16 protein-coding genes are annotated in these 17,998 nt (G+C 52.8%); 3 read left to right on the forward strand and 13 right to left on the reverse strand.

Translation table 11 applies throughout. The features are described from left to right. The first annotated feature begins 28 nt into the window (after nt 1–28). On the forward strand, nt 29–1,534 hold the full coding sequence (locus tag ACAN55_RS07325; RefSeq protein ID WP_379130168.1) for an aminotransferase class V-fold PLP-dependent enzyme: 1,506 nt from the start codon (nt 29–31) through the stop codon (nt 1,532–1,534). On the opposite strand, the gene ACAN55_RS07330 is transcribed toward ACAN55_RS07325, so the two are convergent. From ACAN55_RS07330 to ACAN55_RS07355, 6 genes are all read right to left on the reverse strand, one after another. After that, entirely contained in the window at nt 1,524–2,429 is a 906-nt protein-coding gene (locus ACAN55_RS07330; RefSeq protein ID WP_379130170.1) for an aldo/keto reductase, read from the reverse strand. The genes ACAN55_RS07325 and ACAN55_RS07330 overlap by 11 nt on opposite strands. 37 nt (nt 2,430–2,466) lie before the next feature. Beyond that, on the reverse strand, nt 2,467–3,081 hold the full coding sequence (locus ACAN55_RS07335) for a TVP38/TMEM64 family protein (RefSeq protein ID WP_379130356.1): 615 nt from the start codon (nt 3,079–3,081) through the stop codon (nt 2,467–2,469). 198 nt (nt 3,082–3,279) lie between these two features. Then, nucleotides 3,280–3,489: a hypothetical protein gene (locus ACAN55_RS07340; protein ID WP_379130172.1), complete on the reverse strand. Its 210-nt coding sequence runs from the start codon at nt 3,487–3,489 to the stop codon at nt 3,280–3,282. Further along, nucleotides 3,489–4,916 carry a dihydropyrimidinase gene (hydA, locus tag ACAN55_RS07345; protein ID WP_379130174.1) on the reverse strand — a complete coding sequence of 476 codons (1,428 nt, stop codon included), beginning with the start codon at nt 4,914–4,916 and terminating at the stop codon, nt 3,489–3,491. The genes ACAN55_RS07340 and hydA overlap by 1 nt, the downstream gene beginning before the upstream one ends. 2 nt (nt 4,917–4,918) lie before the next feature. Further along, complete coding sequence (gene preA / locus ACAN55_RS07350; protein ID WP_379130176.1) at nt 4,919–6,208, reverse strand: NAD-dependent dihydropyrimidine dehydrogenase subunit PreA; 1,290 nt, start codon at nt 6,206–6,208, stop codon at nt 4,919–4,921. Between the two features lie 245 nt (nt 6,209–6,453). Continuing rightward, complete coding sequence (locus ACAN55_RS07355; protein ID WP_379130178.1) at nt 6,454–7,845, reverse strand: NAD(P)-dependent oxidoreductase; 1,392 nt, start codon at nt 7,843–7,845, stop codon at nt 6,454–6,456. A 348-nt stretch (nt 7,846–8,193) separates the two neighbouring features. Between ACAN55_RS07355 and ACAN55_RS07360 the strand changes: the two genes are divergently transcribed. Continuing rightward, nucleotides 8,194–9,882, forward strand: a complete 1,689-nt coding sequence (locus ACAN55_RS07360) for a PucR family transcriptional regulator (RefSeq protein WP_379130180.1) — start codon at nt 8,194–8,196, stop codon at nt 9,880–9,882. On the opposite strand, the gene ACAN55_RS07365 is transcribed toward ACAN55_RS07360, so the two are convergent. From ACAN55_RS07365 to ACAN55_RS07390, 6 genes are all read right to left on the reverse strand, one after another. Further along, the gene (locus tag ACAN55_RS07365) at nt 9,857–11,215 is read right to left on the reverse strand and encodes an aspartate aminotransferase family protein (protein ID WP_379130183.1); all 1,359 of its coding nucleotides are present in this window, start codon (nt 11,213–11,215) and stop codon (nt 9,857–9,859) included. The two genes, ACAN55_RS07360 and ACAN55_RS07365, sit on opposite strands and share 26 nt — an antisense overlap. 88 nt (nt 11,216–11,303) lie before the next feature. Continuing rightward, nucleotides 11,304–12,767, reverse strand: coding sequence for a CoA-acylating methylmalonate-semialdehyde dehydrogenase (locus ACAN55_RS07370; protein WP_379130359.1), 1,464 nt, complete (start codon nt 12,765–12,767; stop codon nt 11,304–11,306). Nucleotides 12,768–12,870: 103 nt separating this feature from the next. Then, nucleotides 12,871–13,980 (reverse strand): ABC transporter substrate-binding protein, encoded by a 1,110-nt coding sequence (locus ACAN55_RS07375; protein ID WP_379130187.1) that lies wholly within the window; start codon nt 13,978–13,980, stop codon nt 12,871–12,873. A 179-nt stretch (nt 13,981–14,159) separates the two neighbouring features. Continuing rightward, on the reverse strand, nt 14,160–15,074 hold the full coding sequence (locus tag ACAN55_RS07380) for an ABC transporter permease (RefSeq protein WP_379130190.1): 915 nt from the start codon (nt 15,072–15,074) through the stop codon (nt 14,160–14,162). After that, entirely contained in the window at nt 15,074–15,886 is an 813-nt protein-coding gene (locus tag ACAN55_RS07385) for an ABC transporter permease (protein ID WP_379130193.1), read from the reverse strand. The genes ACAN55_RS07380 and ACAN55_RS07385 overlap by 1 nt, the downstream gene beginning before the upstream one ends. A 2-nt stretch (nt 15,887–15,888) precedes the next feature. Continuing rightward, nucleotides 15,889–16,671: an ABC transporter ATP-binding protein gene (locus ACAN55_RS07390; protein WP_379130196.1), complete on the reverse strand. Its 783-nt coding sequence runs from the start codon at nt 16,669–16,671 to the stop codon at nt 15,889–15,891. Between the two features lie 155 nt (nt 16,672–16,826). On the opposite strand from ACAN55_RS07390, the gene ACAN55_RS07395 reads away from it, so the two are divergent. Continuing rightward, nucleotides 16,827–17,132, forward strand: coding sequence for a hypothetical protein (locus ACAN55_RS07395; protein ID WP_379130198.1), 306 nt, complete (start codon nt 16,827–16,829; stop codon nt 17,130–17,132). Here ACAN55_RS07395 and ACAN55_RS07400 read toward each other — a convergent pair. Then, entirely contained in the window at nt 17,116–17,967 is an 852-nt protein-coding gene (locus ACAN55_RS07400; protein ID WP_379130200.1) for an MBL fold metallo-hydrolase, read from the reverse strand. The genes ACAN55_RS07395 and ACAN55_RS07400 overlap by 17 nt on opposite strands. Between the last annotated feature and the right edge of the window lie 31 nt (nt 17,968–17,998).

A 17,998-nucleotide genomic window follows, 5' to 3' on the forward strand; every position in this document is an offset into this window, starting at 1 on the left:
AGAAAGAAACAGCCTGGAGGGATTGCCCATGCTGAGGTTCAGCCCGGACTCTAGGGTAGAGACGCCAGCTTCACTGCAAGAGCATTTTGGATTATTCCGTGAACATACGATTGGTATCCGGCATTCGATTACGACTCCATATGGCAGAATACCGATGCTCTACGCCGACTGGACGGCAAGCGGGCGCCTGTATGAACCGATCGAGCGAAGGATGCAGGATATGTTCGGCCCCTATGTGGCTAACCCGCACACGGAGTCGAACACGACTAGCCTAACTATGACCTTAGCCTACGAAGAGGCCCGACGCATTATTAAACAGCATGTCAACGCTTCTTCGCAGGATGCCCTGCTCTTCTGCGGGTATGGCACTACAGGTGCCATCAACAAGCTGCAGCGGATTCTCGGCCTGAAATGCCCGGAATGGCTTCAGGGGGAGCCGCCTTATACTTCGCAGGACCGGCCGGTTATCTTTATCAGCCATATGGAACATCACTCCAACCTGCTGCCTTGGCAGGAGAGCATTGCCGATGTGGTCATGGTCCCTCCGGACACTAACGGACAGGTGGACCCTGAGCAGTTGGATGACCTCCTGCAGCAATATCGGCACAGGTCTTATAAATTCGGAAGCTTCACCGCGTGTTCCAATGTGACCGGTATCGAAACCCCATACCATAAACTCGCGGCAGTCATGCACCGGCATGGCGGATATTGTTTTGTGGATTTTGCTGCAAGTGCCCCCTATACGGCTATCGATATGCACCCTCCAAACCACCTTGAACGGCTCGACGCAATCTTTTTCTCCCCGCACAAATTCCTAGGCGGTCCGGGTACAGGCGGGATCCTGATCTTTAATACTGAGTTATATAGCAGCCATCTGCCGGATGAGCCTGGAGGAGGAACAGTCGTGTGGGTGAACCCTTGGGGCGGGAGACGTTATACCGGGGATATAGAAGCCCGCGAAGACGGTGGCACCCCGGGATTTCTGGGTGCCATCCGAACCGCGCTCTGCCTTAAACTGAAAGATCAAATGAATACAGATTATATAACTATCCGGGAACGCGAGCTCTGCCGAAGACTGCTGTTGGGCCTGAGCGACATACCCGGACTTCACCTTCTGGCTGCCCGGAATCAGGAGCGACTGGGCATTGTCTCCTTCACAATGGAGAATATCCATTACAATCTCGTTGTCCAGCTGCTCAATGACCGTTTCGGCATCCAAGCCCGCGGGGGCTGTTCCTGCGCCGGACCTTACGGCCATTATCTGCTCGGCATCGGCCATGAAGAATCCTTTCACATCTCAGAGTCTCTCCTCAGCGGCAACCACTCACTGAAACCAGGCTGGATCCGTCTCTCTCTGCACCCCATTATGACAGACAAAGAAATCTTTCTGATCATAATAGCTGTCCAGGAGATTGCAGCCCATATTGGAGAATGGAGCAAAGATTACAGGTACAATCCCTCCACTAACGGATGGGTTCACAAGTACGCGAAAGGTCCAAATGCGGACAACATATGCAGCTTGTTTACTCTGTAATCTGTACCAGCTCCGCAGCCTGAGCATTGGAGATGACCTGCTCTACATTTTTGCAGCCCGGAATCACACTGGTTACGGCCGGATGCCGGAGACACCACGCGAGCGCCCACTGCGCCATAGGCACATCTGCAGGCACTTCATTCGCAGCGATTTCCGCTACGGTCCGCAGCTGTTCCCGCCGCACATCCGCATTATGGTTCGCACGGACATCCCCCGCCTGGAAGACAGCGTCCGGCTTATACTTACCGCTTAAGTAGCCGCTTGCCAGCGGAACACGGGCGAGTATCCCCAGATTATGCTCTGTACAGAGCGGGAAGAGTCTCTCCTCCGGCTTCCGGTCCAGCCGGTTATATACAACCTGTATCGCCTCTGCCCCTACTTCATGTGCGGATGAGGTCTGGTGAACCCCCGGATTAGAGTTACTGATCGAGATTCCCAAGTGGCGGATTTTACCGGCCTGCACCTGTCTGTCCAGCATGCTCCACAGCTTATCATTATCAAATTCCTGATCTGTCCCGGAATGGAACTGGTACAAGTCAATATACTCGCTGCGGAGTGCACGCAAGGAATCATCCAGCTGTTTCAGTACGTCATCGGCAGACCAGAGCTGTTCCCTCAGCAGATGCCCCTCGAAATGGTGGCCGAACTTTGTCGCCACCTTCCATTCCTCACGGTTCCGGCGGGATAGATAATCCCCGATGAATCGCTCGGATAGATGATCCCCGTAGCATTCTGCCGTATCGATCAGATTAATGCCCAGCTCCCCGGCCTTGTCCAACATGGCGTCCACTTCATCCTGGGTGAAATCCTTGCCCCATTCTCCCCCGAACTGCCAGGTACCAAGACCGATTACCGATACATCCATTCCCGTACTCCCAAGCTTGCGATATTGCATGAACAGCACCTCTTTCGTTTATTAGGGATAGCCTATTTTACAATTTTCCGCTGTTCTTCTCTGCTCTGGTGAACCGGGCCTCGATCGCCTTGACGCCCCAGAGCGACAGTCCGATAAACAAGAATACATAAATAAGCTCGGCCGGGTGCCGGATAAAACGTTCCAGATCATTACCAATGTATGAGACCGCGAACACCATAATGGCTTTTCCCGCACACAGTGCAATCAGGTAAGAGCGAAGCCGCATCCCCGCAAGACCAGCCGCCATATTAATGACAACGAAAGGCCCCACCGGAAAAAGACTGAGCAAAAACACATAGCTGAAGCCGCTCTGCCTAACCCAGACCATCGCCTTCGCCACCTTGGGCCGGTTCGCCCACTTTCGCAGATAACGGTGGGAGGCGATTTTGCGGATAATCAGAAATGTGGTCAGGCAGCCGCCGATCAGCCCGATCCAGGAGTATAAAAAGCCGAGCCAAAGCCCGTAGACGGCTGCATTCAGCCCTACAATGCCGATCGTCGGAAGCGGTGGCACAAAGGATTTCATAAAAGCCAGCATAATGCCGGGAAACGGCCCGAAGGAACGGTATTGCTCCAGCATTTGCCGCAGATTGTCCTCTGTCAGCCAGGATGTGACATCCAGTACATACATAACCTGCTGCTCCTCATCATTCATCATTTTGGTGGCATTCAACACCAATTATACATCACTTTTTAGAAGCTTGTTTGACTCCCGTCACAGACAACTGAAGATGTCCCGGGGTGAGCCGGAGAACACAACGGATACACAAAAAGGACTGCGGCAGATGCCGCAGCCAGAAATGTAATGATATAGAGATGTGGTTTCAGACTACCCGTTCGCAATAAGCAGGGAAGTCACATATTTGCGCGCATCTGCCGTCAGCAGAACAAGCTCCGCAGTAGCCAGTGAGGGCTCAGCTCCGGCGAACTTTACTATCGCACCATCCAGATTCTCCTCGATAGCTTTAATGGTATAACCCCGGAACAAAAGCTCATCGATGTCCCGCTGCTCCCGGGCAAATTCTTCATATGCCGACATCAGACCACTCCTTCCCCGATCTGTATTGTGGATGGTCCCGGCGCGACTGTACCGAAACGTCTCCGCTGCAGATATTTGCCGGAGCCGGCTTTGCCGACGTACGCCTTATCGCGGATAACAAATTCACCCCGGCTGAGTACGGATACCGGCTCGCCTTTAATCTCAAAGCCCTCAAACGCATTATAGTCTACGTTCATATGGTGGGTCTCCGCCGAAATTGTCCGCTTCACATTGGGGTCAAAGATTACCAGATCGGCATCACTGCCTACGGCGATCGTACCCTTCTGCGGGAACAAACCAAACAGCTTCGCGCTGCTGGTTGCGATGATATCAACGAACTTATTCAGTGAGATCCGGCCCTTCTCCACACCCTCGGAATACAGCAGGCTGAAGCGGTCTTCAATCGTAGGTCCGCCATTCGGAATTTTGGAGAAGTCTCCAAGCCCCAGCTCCTTCTGACCCTTGAAATTGAATGAGCACTGGTCAGACCCGATAGTCTGCAGGCTACCGCTCCAGAGTGCATCCCACAGGACATCCTGGTTCCACTTCTCGCGCAGCGGAGGAGACCATACATATTTAGCTCCCTCAAAATTTGGCTTCTCTAAATCCGTCTGGTCAAGTACCAAATATTGCGGGCAGGTCTCGCCATAGACGCGCAGCCCTTTTTTGCGGGCCTCAGCAATCTTCCAGACGGCTTCCGCACAGGTCACATGCACGACATAGAGCTGGGAATCGGTCAGCTCCGTTAAATAGGCGGCACGACCGGTAGCCTCTCCTTCCAGCTCCGGCGGACGGGTCAACGCGTGGTAGATCGGATCGGTATTACCGGCAGCCAAAGCCTGCTCCACTAAATAATCAATGACATCGCCATTCTCGGCATGGACCATAACTAGCGCACCCTCGCGTTTAGCCGCTTGCAGCGTCTTGTACAAGGTGCCGTCATCCGCCTGGAGGACATTCTTATAGGCCATGAACACTTTTAGAGACGTAATACCTTCCTTCTCAATAATCTGCGGAAGCTCTTGCAGTACGGTGTCGTTAAGCTCCGAAACCATCAGGTGGAAGCTGTAATCAATTACGGCTTTATCCTGCGATTTCTCGTGCCAGGTATTTACGGCCTCCTGTAAAGGCTTGCCTTTGGACGTTAGGCAGAAATCGATAACCGTCGTCGTTCCGCCAAAGGCTGCGGCCCTGGTTCCGGTCTCGAAGTCATCCGATGTAACCGTTCCGCCAAACGGCATATCCAGATGCGTATGCGGATCTACCCCTCCGGGGAATACATAACATCCTGCCGCATCGATCACCTCCGCACCCTCCGTGTCCAGATTAAGGCCGATCGCTGTAATGATTCCGTTCTCCATGACGACGTCTCCCGTATACGTATCTGCCGCCGTAACGATAATTCCGTTCTTGATCACCTTCTTCATCCTTAGACCACCTCCGCTTCCGAATAGGAGCCATTTAACGTGCTGATTGCTTTCGAGCGCTGATTCCATGTCATCGGAGCAAGCCCGCTCTCCAGCGGAACCATATCAATGGCGCCTTCAGCAGGGCATACGATGGAACAGAGATTACAGCCTACGCAGTCCTCTTCACGCACCTGCAGGATGCTTTTACCTTCGGCATTCGTCAGCATATCAATGCACTGGTGCGAAGCGTCTTCACAAGCAATATGGCACTTGTTGCAATTGATGCAGTTCTCCTCGTTAATACGGGCAACGACTTTATAGTTCAGATCCAGATCACCCCAGTTGGAATACTTGGGCACCGATTTGCCAATCAGTTCCGTGACCGATGCCAGACCCTTCTCATCCAGATAGTTATTCAGTCCATCGATCATCTCTTCGACAATGCGGAATCCATGGTGCATCACGGCTGTACACACCTGAATACCGGTGGCACCCATAAGCATAAACTCAACGACATCCTGCCAGGTGGAGATTCCGCCAATGCCGGATATCGGTACGCCAACCGCTCTGTCGCGGGCACATTCCGCCACCATGCTCAGCGCAATCGGCTTCACCGCAGGGCCACAGTAGCCGCCATGCGCGCCTTGGCCGCCGACATGGGGAATGGTATTCCAGCTGTGAATATCGACCCCTGCTAGGCTGTTAATCGTATTGATCATACTAATCGCATCAGCTCCGCCCATGACCGCATGCCGGGCAACTACAGTAATATCTGTAATGTTCGGTGTAAGCTTCACAATAACAGGGGTTGTCGCGACTTCCTTCACCCATGTGGTCTGTGCCTGCACCAGATCAGGCTGCTGTCCGGAGGCTGCACCCATCCCGCGTTCCGCCATTCCGTGCGGACAGCCAAAGTTGAGCTCAAGCCCGTCTACACCGATGGCCTCCACACGCTTGACGATCTCATGCCAGGCTTTCTGATTCGGTTCAACCATAAGGGAAGCAATAATGGCATGATTCGGAAATCTCTTCTTTGTTTCATATATTTCCTTCAGGTTCACTTCGAGCGGACGGTCCGTAATCAGCTCGATATTGTTAAAGCCCGCAACACGCTGACCATTGAAATGGACCGCGGCAAAACGGGACGAGGTATTAATAATCGGATCGCCGAGCGTCTTCCATACCGCGCCACCCCAACCCGCTTCAAACGCCCGCTGCACCTGGTACCCCGTATTAGTCGGCGGCGCCGAGGCCAGCCAGAACGGATTAGGTGACTTGATACCTGCGAGATCAATGCTCAAATCTGCCATGATGGTTCCCTCCCTGTTTTATTAAATACCTTGATGAATTATCTATTTCAGCTTGCTGTAACTACGGTGAATCTTTGGACTTTCGGCCGCTGTTGTTCCCAGATTTATTTTATTGTTATCCTTAGCGGATTAAATCTGGCAACAAAGGCGGTCGCTATCGCTCCTACAGTTCCAAAATTCCCCTTCGTTACTTCCGCTTCATTTTTCAATTTTCAATTCATTTAAAAAAATTATTTTTATAAAAATTAAACCGCAGATCCGACCACGCTGCCCTGCTGCGGCATGAATTGCTGGACAATGGCATAGGCGGCGTCTTTACCCTGCTGCGCAGCAGATACCACCATTGCCTCCCCTTGTCCGGAACCGAAGACGATATCTCCCGCCGCATAAATCTGCGGATCGGATGTCCGATGAGTCCGTTCGTCAATCTCGACAACACCCCATGTATGGCGGAGTCCGAAGGCTTCGATGAGCGAAGTACGCCGCTGCTGCCCAATGGCCACGACCACTGCATCCACGGGCATCACGAACTCCGACCCTTCCACCGGCATGGGAACGAGGCGCCCATCCTTGCCCGTCTCTCCGGTCAGCTTCATCTGCACACATTCCAGACCAGTGACATTGCCAAGCTCATCGCCAATAATACGTTTCGGCAGGGTAAGCCAGCTGAACTCCACGCCCTCCTGCTTGGCGAACTCATATTCAAAATCATAGGCCGTCATCTCCGAGCGGGTCCGGCGGTAGACCATCTTCACATTCGCCGCTCCCAGCCGCACCGAGCAGGTAGCACCATCAATGGCTGTATTTCCAGCGCCAATCACAGCAACACGCTTGCCCATCAGTTCCAGTGTCGGAATACCCGTCTTCGTGGACTCCACCAGTTGAATGGCATCATACACGCCTGACAAACGTTCACCCTCAATGCCGAGCGGTGGAACATAACCCATCCCGGCAGCAAGTACGATGGCATCATATTCGGCTTTAAGCTCCTCGGCAGAGATATCTACACCTACCTTGACTCCTGTACGGATCTCCACGCCTAAATTCTTCACCTGCTCCACTTCCCACAGTGAGACGGATTGCGGCAGCCGGAAGGATACGATTCCATGCGTGTTCAAACCCCCGGCCAAATCCTTCGCTTCGTAGATCACGACAGAGAAGCCTTTACGGGCGAGTTCGCGCGCTGCGGATAAGCCAGCAGGACCGCCGCCGATGACAGCAATCTTTTTACCATTGGATTCACCGGATTTAAACAGCTGAACACCGCTATTCATCGCCCAGTCTGTGGCATAACGCTGGAGAAGCCCGATCTGAATCGGTGCCGAAGCATCATTCAGCACGCAAGCACCCTCACAAAGCTCTTCCGTAGGACAGACACGGGCACAGCTGGCACCCACCGGATTGGAATCCATAATGGTATAAGCGGAGCCTTTAAGATTGTCCGTGGCAATTCTTTTGATAAAAGAGGGGATGTTGATACTCGTCGGGCAGGCTTTAATGCAGGGGGCATCATAACAATAAAGGCAGCGGTTCGACTCATCTATAGCGCCCTTGCGCGTCAGACCCGGCTCGGCCTCCGCAAAATTGCGCATAAACATATCCGGCGTAAATGTAGTCAATGGAGCTTGATCTCCCATCAGCAATCCCTCCTTCAGTATTTTTCTTATCAACGCCGTGCATCGAGCCTTTCCATAGTACATACATGTTATATAATATAACACAATTACGATATATGCCTTAATTTACTGCTTACTTTACGCCTGTGGTATAGTAAGATAAAGATAATGACGGATAAAAATCACCAAGTTTGACTCAATGAGGTTATATATCCTGACATCTTATACTCAAACTATAGTCAATTCATATTTTCGTTACATTAGACATTATGTCTAATTTCAAAAGTGAATTTTTTACGCGCGAGAATGATTCGGGAATACACACAGAACGAACAGCACAAGGGATTGCGAAAAGCGAGGGGGAATAGTATGGATTGGGAGCTCGTATTTACCATTCGTGATGCATTAAAAAGACCGCTATTTACAGAAGCAGAAGTGATCGGAGGCAAAAACGGCCTGAACCGCTCCATACGCTGGGTACATGTACTGGAAAGCGCCAGCTTCGAAAGCCTGATCCATGGAGAAGAGATGATTCTAACTACAGGAATTGGCATCGGCCTCGATCTGCCAGCCGCACTTTCTTTTGTGGAAAATCTGATTCACAAGAATGCCGCCTGTCTATGCATTGAAATCGGTACCTATTTCAGCTCTGTCCCGCCTGAACTTATAGAGCTGGCTGATCGTCATGATTTCCCGCTGATTATCTTCACCCGCACAGTCCGTTTTATCGACATCACCATGGATCTTCATTCTCTCATCATCAACCGCCATCACCGGATGCTCCAGGAGCTGGAGAGTATCTCCCGCGAATTTCACCGCCTAACCCTAACCTCTCAAGGTGCACTCAAAGTACTGCAGCTTTTATGCAAAAGCACCCGGTCACAAATCGCTTTCGTGCAGCTTCAAGGGAAACCGTTGTTCTTCCCAGCACTGTCTCCGGAGGAACAAGCACCTCTGCTTCGCGCGTTCACTGCCTTCGGAGAAGAAATGGAGGGAAGCCAGCCGGACGCGGCGCCGATCTTGCGCGAATACGGGAATAAGAAGATGCTGATTAAGCCGGTGGGAGCGTTGGACCAGACTTGGGCTTATATCGTCATGATCTGCAATCACAAGCCGCAGGAATTCGACTATCTGCTGCTGGATTCCGCCTCATTGTCTATTGCACAGGAGCTGCTGCGTACACGGTACATGGAAGAGCGCAAGCTTTTTTCGGAGAACCTGTGGGTCGATGAGCTGATCAACGGCCGCATTGAGGATGATAACCGCCTGAAGAGCCTCGTCGGACCCGACTTCAATACCGTAAATGAGCTGCCTTACCGGATCTGCCTGATCGAAATCGAGAACCCGCGGGATGTACGGTGGAACAGCTCGGAGAATGATTGGGAATCCATCACCTTTCACTTGTCACTGATCCTGCGTTCCATCTTCGAGAAATATTCACTCCGTCCGCTCATCACACTGAAGAACAACCGCCTTACTGTCATTACACTGGATATCCAGTCCAAGCTCCCCGGCAAACCGAGACTGCAGCAAGCGCTGGACTCCCTTCAACACATCCGTTCCGATGAAAAACTGAAGGACCTGCATCTCATCATTGGAGTCGGCAAGTCCCATACAGGTCTCAAGCATGCCTATGCCGGCTATCAGGAAGCCGTCCAGGCCTTATCGTTATATCCCTGTTACCACAAATCCCTACTGTTCTACGATGAACTCGGCGTGTTCCAGCTGCTGCTCAGCCTGAACGACGGCAAGACGCTCCAAGCTTTTATCCGCAGCTACCTTGGACCTCTCATTGACCATGACCAGACCAAAGGGAGCGAGCTGATGCTGACCCTGCGGGTGTATCTGGACCACGACGGCTCCAAGCAGATCGCCGCCCGCAATTTGTTCATTGTCCGACAGTCGCTGTATTACCGACTGGATAAAATCACAGAGCTGCTCGGCGAGGATTTCATGTCACCGGAGAACCGGATCTCTATCCAGGTAGCACTGCGCGCCTATCAGTTCCTGTACCCCGATAAACTCACCTTGCCTAGCTCCCGCTCATTACAGATTTGAACGTGTCCACAATAAACTGCAGGTCATCATCGGTCGAAGACAGCGGCGGGGCAAAGGTCAGCACATTGTTATAGCCGGCAACCGTGTCGCCGTTTTTGCCGATAATGAGCCCTTTGGCTTTGCACTTGGCGATAATCGCCTTCACTGTATCCAGATCGGCCGGTTTCTTGCTGACCTTGTCTTCAACCAGTTCTACCCCTGTCACAAGTCCGAAACTGCGCACATCACCAACAAGCTTATGGTCCAGGAGTCCGGATAGCTCCTGGTTTAGCTTTGCCCCCAGAAGACCCGCACGTTCAACCAGCTTCTCCTGCTCCAGAATTTCAAGATTGCGGAGTGCCAACGCGCAGCACGCCGGGTTGCCGCCAAAGGTATTCACATGCCGGAAATAACCGTAGTCATCGCTGTTATCCTTGAACACTTCATAAATATCCTTACGTACGGCTGTTGCGGACAACGGCAGATAAGCACTGGTCAACCCCTTCGCCATGGTGACGATATCCGGCTTCACATTATAATTGTGATGGCCGAATTTACGCCCGGAGCGTCCGAACCCGCAAATAACCTCATCAATAATCAGCAGCACGCCATGCTTGCGGCAGATTTCCTGTACCCGGTCAAGATACACCTGGTGCGGCACGATCACGCCGCCGCCTGTGATGACCGGCTCCATAATAACCGCAGCTACCGTCTCTACGCCTTCCCAAATGATCGTATCCTCGATCGCCTGCGCACACTGCAGATTGAATTCCTCCACCGTCATCCCGGCAGGACGCCGGTAGCTGTCCGGCGGGGCGACATGCAGGAACCCGCCGCTGAGCGGCTCATATTTATATTTCCGCTGCGCCTGGCCCGTGGCCGATAAGGCCCCAAGCGAGCTGCCATGATATCCCCGGTAGCGGGCAATGAATTTATGGCGGTAATGCTGCCCGATCTGCTGCTGATACTGGCGGGCCATTTTGAAGGCGGCTTCATTCGCTTCCGACCCGCTGTTGGAGAAGAAGATCACATAATCATCGCCCAGCCATTCATTCAGCTTCTCCGCGAGCGCAATCGCCGGTTCATGGCTCTGGGTCAGCGGGAAATAAGGCAAGGTCAGCAGCTGATTGTAGGCCGCCTCAGCCAACTCCTTCCGCCCGTATCCCACATTGACGCACCACAGCCCGGACATCCCGTCCAGAAACCGGTTCCCGTGAACGTCGGTAACCCACGAACCGTTCGCGGAAGCTGCAATCATCGGCGGATTCGCCTCACTGTAAGGGGTGATATTATGCCATAAATATTTCTGATCCTTGGCGACGAGCAGCTCATTGTCAGATCCTGTACTTTGCAAGGCACTCTCTCCTCTCAAACTCCATTTAGTGATAAACTCAGTACCGCCGGGTCGTAGGACCTTCAGTCTCTGCACTCCTAGAAGAGCCTCAATACCGTGCGGTCACCATCTTCTTGCGGGTATAGAACTCTACCCCGTCACGGCCATTGGCATGCAGATCGCCATAGAACGACTTCTTGTAGCCCGAGAAAGGGAAGAAAGCCATTGGTGCAGGCACACCCAGGTTCACGCCCAGCATGCCCGCATCAATCTCTTCCCGGAATTCCCGGATGGCACTTGCACTGTCTGTATAGATGCAGGCCCCGTTCGCGAACGGCGACCGGTTCGTCACAGCTATAGCCTCGTCGAGGTTTTTGACGCGGACGACTGCCAGCACCGGCGCGAAGATCTCATCCTTCCAGATCACCATCTCCGGGGTCACATGATCAAATATCGTCGGCCCGATAAAATAGCCGCTGCCAGCTGTTGCCTGATCCTTCCTCCCATCCCGCACCAGTACAGCATTCTCGCGTTCACCAGTCTCGATATACATCAATGTCCGCTCCTTGTTTGACTGGCGGATGACCGGACCGAGAAATACGCCCGGCTCCAGACCGTTGCCGATTTTCAGTTCATCGGCGGCCGTCTTCAGCCGTTCCACCAGTTCATCAGCGATAGTCTCGTGGACTACCACCACGGAGCAGGCCATGCAGCGTTCCCCGGCAGAGCCGAAGGCCGCAGACACTATATTCCTCACGGCATTGTCCAGATCGGCATCCGGAAGTACAATGGAATGATTTTTAGCACCAGCCAGCGCCTGCACTCTTTTGCCATGCGAGGTTCCGGTCTTGTATACGTACTCTGCCACCGGCTGTGACCCGACAAAGGAAATCGCCTTAACGTCCTCATGCTCCAGCAGGCCGTTCACCACATCATGCGCGCCGTGTACGATATTCAGCACCCCGGGCGGAAACCCCGCCTCCGCGAACAGCTCCCCGAGCCGGTTCACGAGCAGCGGCGTACGTTCGGAAGGCTTCAGGATAAAGGTATTCCCGCAGGCAATCGCCAGCGGAAACATCCAGCAGGGCACCATCATCGGGAAGTTGAAGGGTGCGATGCCGCCAATAACGCCCAGAGGATACCGGTACATCCCCGATTCCACTCCGGTAGCGATGTCTGGCAGCTGGCTGCCCATCATCAGCGTTGGAACGCCCGCCGCAAACTCTACACACTCAATCCCACGCTGCACTTCGCCATAGGCTTCCTCCAGGCTTTTGCCGTTCTCCAGCGTAATTAACTCCGCCAGCTCATTCCAATGCTCGATCAGCAGCTGCTGATACCGGAAGAAGTAACGGGCACGCCGCGGTACAGCTACTCTTTTCCACGACTCAAATGCCAGACTTGCAGCCTGAACTGCGAAATCCAGCTCTTCACGTCCGGAGATCGGCACAAAGCCAAGCACCTCGCCCGTCGCCGGGTTATATACTTTCTCATCTCTCCCCGAGGAAGATTCCACCCAGACTCCGCCTACGAAATTCTTGATTCGCTCCGCATGTGTTACCAGTAAAGACATCCCAGCACCTCTCTTCTTCCGCTCTTGTACATATGCACCCTTGAGAACAGAGATGACCGCCAAAATGACGGCCATCCCTTGAATCCTATGCTCCGCTACACTATTACTTGCTGGCCATTTCCACGATCTCGTTCGTATAGGCCTCATCTACCTTGGAAGCCGTTTTAATTACACCAAACTTCAGAGCAATATCAGCGGTCTGCTGGAAGGCAGCAGCATCGGTGTACCCCATCTTCGCAGCGTCAAAGCCTTCCGGCTGAATCAGCTTAGCGACCTCATTCATCATCGTCAGCTGATGCTCTTTGGTGGTGCTGCCCGCTTCCGCCAGCTTCATTACACTATCTACAGCGGCTTCAGGATCGGCGATGGCATCCTTCCAGCCCTTCAGAGAAGCGCGGACAAATTTCGCTGCCGTCTCTTTGTTCTCTGCCAGCCAATCCTTGTTGGCAAAAAGGTTATCCTCGAGCATCGCCACACCCTCGGCATTCATGTCAATCACATTCAGATCGGCTGCCGGTATACCCGATTCCAGCACAACCTGATACTCGTTGTAGGTCATAGCCGAAGCCGCATCCAGCTCTCCGCCCAGGAATTGGTCCATCGTAAAGCCTTGCTTCGTAAAATTCAGATCCTTGTTCGAATCGAGCTTATATTTATCGAATAAAGCTAAGATTTCGAATTCATTGCCGCCCATCCAGTTGCCGACCTTTTTGCCTTTCAGATCAGCGGGCGTGCTAATTCCGGCATCTTTCTTCGATACGAGCACAAGTCCGCTCTTCTGGAAGATTTGCGCGATCTGTACCAGCGGCATCTCCTGCTCCTGACTGGTCAAGAGACTCGCCACCCAATCCACACCGATATCGGCAGAACCGCCAGCCACCTGTTGCTCCGGCACAATATCCGGACCGCCCGGAAGAATCTCCACATTCAGACCTTCTTCAGCGTAGTAACCTTTCTCCTGAGCCACAAAATACCCGGCGAACTGCGCCTGCGGCACCCATTTCAACTGAAGCTTAACGGTTACCGGATCAGCAGCAGGCTCAGTTGTCGCTTCGGCAGCAGGTTCCGTAGTGGCATTTGCCGCAGCAGGTTCGTTAGTCGGAGCCGCATTGTTATTGTTATTCCCTCCGCATCCGGCAACTACTGTCATCACGAGCATCATCAGCAGTACAAGAAGCACCATCCCACGAGACTTGCGGTTTCTAAGATTCATCAATTAACTCCCCCTACCGGTTTTTTTGTCTTTACGTAAAACGCACAGTATGGCTGATATCATGGTGTCTATGCAAACGGCTGCGGAGTTTGGAGTCGGTAACGCCGCGGCATTGTGTACCCGTGAGCACACAGCGCAGCCGTCCCTTCCTCCACCCGCTGCAGCCGGATGTAATGATTTCATGTCCTTGCAGAGGAATGCCACTTAATAAAGATTTTCTCCAGCCGCTCCACCACGAGGTAGAAGAGGACACCGGCAATAGCCGCCAGCACAATGCAGGACCAGCCCAGCGGCATCTTTGCGACCTTGATCGAGTTAGAGAGGAGATAACCCAGCCCCCGGGAGGAGAAGAAAAATTCTCCGACGATGGCCCCGATCATACTAGCGGTGGCGTTGATCTTCAGCGCAGTAAAGACGTAAGGCAGGCTGTTCTGAATCCGCAAATAGCGGAACACCTTCGGCTTGCTTGCTGCGTAGGAATGCATCAGATCCAGCGCGAGCGGGTCAATGGCTGCCATTCCCTTATAGGCATTGATAGACATCGCCGCCATAGTTGTGGCAGTAACGATCGCAATCCGCGAGCCGATGCCATCACTGAACCACAGATTCATAATCGGAGCCAGTGCGACGATAGGAACCGCGTTCAGGGCAGCCACTAGCGTCAGGCTTCCGCCACCCCACCGGGGCCAGGCCGTAGCAGCCAACGCGATCAGGAATCCAATAGCCGAACCTGCAAGCATTCCCAGCACCGCTTCCGTTAAGGTGTAGCCCGTATAGGACAACAGGAGGCTGAAATTCTCCTGCATCGACTCCCAAATGGCGGAAGGCAGCGGAAGCTGGTATTTCTTCAGATCAAAAAGCTTGTGAAAGACCTGGAATTCCCATAAGGCGAGGAAGAGGATTCCAGCGAGCAGCGGCAGCCAGATGCCGGGATTCAGCCATTTGGCCAGCACTCCCTTCTTACCAGGCTTGCCTGATTTCGCCTTGACTCCCAGCTCCATTCCTTCTCTTCCCTCCACTGTAGAGGAACGGCGGACACCTTCAGGATCAGGAGAAGGCAGGTAGGCCGTTTCGCGGACAGTATTACTATCCATCAGCGGCTCCCTCCTTTCGGGCGGAATTCCGGCTGCCAAGGCGCCACCGCGCGTTCAATGAGACTCATCAGCCAGTAGCTGATCATACCGAGAAGTGCGCCGACAAGCACTGTAGACCAGAACATGTAGGTGTGCGAGGGGCCGTAATAAAGATTGCGCAGCATAATTACGCCAATGCCATGCTGGGCGCCCATTAGTTCAACGAGAATCGCACCCGTGACAGCAAGGGGAGCCGCGATCTTCAGTCCGCTGAACAATCCCGGCAGGGATGCCGGCAAGCGCAGCTTCCAGTACACCGCCCATGGTTTAGCAGCGTAGGAATGCATCAGCTCCAGCGCTGAAGGATCTACACTCCGTAGACCACGCAGCATGTTAAGAGAGACCGGGAAGAAGGTTATATAACCCGAGATAATAATGCGCGAGATCTGCTCATCGCGAACAATCCCGTAAATGATGGGGGCCAGCCCCAGAATGGGAATCATCTGCGAGGCAACGGCATAAGGGAAGGTGAGCTTCTCAATAATTCTTGAAACACTCATCAGAATGGCCAGCAGAACTCCGGCAGCCGCACCAAGGAGGAAGCCTACACCAGCGCTGCTGAAGGTAGCACCACCTTCTTTCAGCAGCGTACCTCCATATTGCCAGAAGGTGGATATGACCTCATGCACATAGGGTAGCTTGGACTGGGCGAGCGGAGCGTGCCATACCTCCAGCAACAGCCAGGATACCACCTCCCAAATGACCAGCAGTCCGAAGACCCATACCAGAAGCGGCAGCAGGCGGTTTCGAATAAACAAGCTATTCCCTTTCATCGCTACACCCCTTCGAAGCTGTCGCGGATGCGGGAGATCAGTTCATAGAATTGCGGGCTGTTCCGCATCTCTGCAGTACGCGGACGCGGGAGAGGAATATCAACAACAGCAGACAGGCGCCCCGGATGCGGGGATAAGACAAACACCCGGTCAGAAAGGAAGATGGACTCCGGAATGCTGTGGGTAACAAAGACAATCGTGTTCTGAACCTTGTTCCAGACGGACAGCAACTCTTCATTCAACCGCTCGCGGGTAAACTCATCCAGTGCGGAGAACGGTTCATCCATGAGCAGAATCTCAGGCTCCATGGACAAAGCTCTGGCAATGGCCACCCGCTGCTGCATGCCTCCGCTGAGCTGCCACGGGTATTTATCCGCAAAGCCCTGCAATCCGACCAAATCAAGCAGCTCCAGCGCTTTATCCTCCCGGACCGACTTTTTGACACCTGTCATCTCCAGCGGGAGCGTGATATTGTCTTTGACCTTCCGCCAGTCATAAAGCACAGGGCTTTGAAAGACGATGCCATACTTTTGAGCCAATCGCGCTTCCTTTGCGCTTTTCCCGGCAACCGTGAGATTACCTCCCGTCGGCTCAATCAGATCTGCCATCAGCCGGAGCAGCGTCGTCTTGCCACAACCGGAAGGCCCCAGCAGCGAGACAAACTCCCCTTTGGCGATATTCAGACTGACCTGATGAAGCGCAAGAACATCAGCCGTTTCCGTCATATACCTCATTTCAATATTCTCCAGTTGAATTTCAGGAATTTCATTCATAATAGTCGACATCTCTTTTCCCCCTATTCCTGAATTAGTTTTATTTAATGTTATATTTCATTACACAAAATGCTGAATTTGCACTTAACCGAAATACCCGTGTAGCTTTAACTAACATGTTACACTGTGCACTTCCCACTCACACTAGACAAAGAGTAAAATACCTCATGCTAATTTCCGTCATTTTGTCTAGCGGTCATGTAGATTATGTTCAAAATGCGACGAAGAACGGATATGCAGGTAAGATTACTTTCCACGCTATCGGGCAAAACACTGGAGGAAATCAGATTCTGCAAGCCTATAGTCATGCATGTATGCCTGTTATCGAATTAAAAACTCCCCTTCCGCGTTCATATCAACCTGCGGAAGGGGAGTCCATGTACTATTTTAACTACGGATCTGTTTATTCAAATACCTTTGACAAAGACCTGCCTGCAGATCAGCATTCTGCTGAAATCACACCCCGGCCATAAAATATTCCAGGCCTTGTTCCAGGTCCTTCGGTAGCTCATCAAGCTTTAAGTAGGCCTTGAGTTCAAGGATAACCCGGTCGCGGTCGCGCCCGAACACATCCACAATACGGGCAAGCCGTTCCCAGGCGTCCAGATCCTTCCTGAAATCTTCTTCATTCATTGGAATACCATGCGATTCCACGTACCACTCTGCACGATAACCATACGCCCGGGCGAGCAGACCCAGGAAGCCGGTGCTGCTGTATTTGCGCGGACCGCCGTACACGGAAGGGCCTAACGCATCACCCAGGAATAATATCTGTTCCTCCTTCACATACAAGAAACAGGAATCGCCTGAATGGTCACCACCCACATGGACAAGCTCACAGGAGATGCCGCCCAGATCAATACTGATTCGATCCCGGAAAAGGATGTCAGGCTCAACTACACGAATGGAACGATTCTCGCCATATTCCAAAGCAATATGCGCAACACTTTGTTCACTGATTACACCTTCCCCCGCTAACCTGTTAAGGCTCTCATCAGACCCGTCCAGTCCGGCTAAGGCACCCAGGGCTTGGGCAGTCCCCTCATGGGCTACCACCGGTATATCCCAGGCCGACATCCCAAAGGTATGGTCCCAGTGCCAATGGGTCAATGCTAGAATATCCGGTTGCCTGAACCCTCTCCGGTTCAATTCCTGCCGGAACAGCTCTGCATGCACAGGAGAATTACCCGCATCCATTAGAAGTGTACGCCGCTCCCCCATTATTGCCGAGAGTATTGGACGATCCGTCTCATGCTCGGCGTGCATCATAAATACGTGTGGACTAAGCTGCTGAAACTTGTGCTCCATATTTAGCTCTCCTTTATCCTCGTTAGTTTCA

The organism is Paenibacillus oryziterrae, assembly GCF_042610485.1.
Taxonomy (GTDB): Bacteria; Bacillota; Bacilli; order Paenibacillales; family Paenibacillaceae; genus Paenibacillus_AQ.

Bases quoted from the DNA above. Each gene is read 5' to 3' on its own strand.
- hydA (WP_379130174.1), bottom strand. From the start codon at position 4,916: ATGAAGAAGGTGATCAAGAACGGAATTATCGTTACGGCGGCAGATACG.
- ACAN55_RS07395 (WP_379130198.1), top strand. From the start codon at position 16,827: ATGCTAATTTCCGTCATTTTGTCTAGCGGTCATGTAGATTATGTTCAA.
- ACAN55_RS07400 (WP_379130200.1), bottom strand. From the start codon at position 17,967: ATGGAGCACAAGTTTCAGCAGCTTAGTCCACACGTATTTATGATGCAC.
- ACAN55_RS07390 (WP_379130196.1), bottom strand. From the start codon at position 16,671: ATGTCGACTATTATGAATGAAATTCCTGAAATTCAACTGGAGAATATT.
- preA (WP_379130176.1), bottom strand. From the start codon at position 6,208: ATGGCAGATTTGAGCATTGATCTCGCAGGTATCAAGTCACCTAATCCG.
- ACAN55_RS07325 (WP_379130168.1), top strand. From the start codon at position 29: ATGCTGAGGTTCAGCCCGGACTCTAGGGTAGAGACGCCAGCTTCACTG.
- ACAN55_RS07360 (WP_379130180.1), top strand. From the start codon at position 8,194: ATGGATTGGGAGCTCGTATTTACCATTCGTGATGCATTAAAAAGACCG.
- ACAN55_RS07380 (WP_379130190.1), bottom strand. From the start codon at position 15,074: ATGGATAGTAATACTGTCCGCGAAACGGCCTACCTGCCTTCTCCTGAT.
- ACAN55_RS07355 (WP_379130178.1), bottom strand. From the start codon at position 7,845: ATGGGAGATCAAGCTCCATTGACTACATTTACGCCGGATATGTTTATG.
- ACAN55_RS07385 (WP_379130193.1), bottom strand. From the start codon at position 15,886: ATGAAAGGGAATAGCTTGTTTATTCGAAACCGCCTGCTGCCGCTTCTG.
- ACAN55_RS07330 (WP_379130170.1), bottom strand. From the start codon at position 2,429: ATGCAATATCGCAAGCTTGGGAGTACGGGAATGGATGTATCGGTAATC.
- ACAN55_RS07340 (WP_379130172.1), bottom strand. From the start codon at position 3,489: ATGTCGGCATATGAAGAATTTGCCCGGGAGCAGCGGGACATCGATGAG.
- ACAN55_RS07370 (WP_379130359.1), bottom strand. From the start codon at position 12,767: ATGTCTTTACTGGTAACACATGCGGAGCGAATCAAGAATTTCGTAGGC.
- ACAN55_RS07335 (WP_379130356.1), bottom strand. From the start codon at position 3,081: ATGTATGTACTGGATGTCACATCCTGGCTGACAGAGGACAATCTGCGG.
- ACAN55_RS07375 (WP_379130187.1), bottom strand. From the start codon at position 13,980: ATGAATCTTAGAAACCGCAAGTCTCGTGGGATGGTGCTTCTTGTACTG.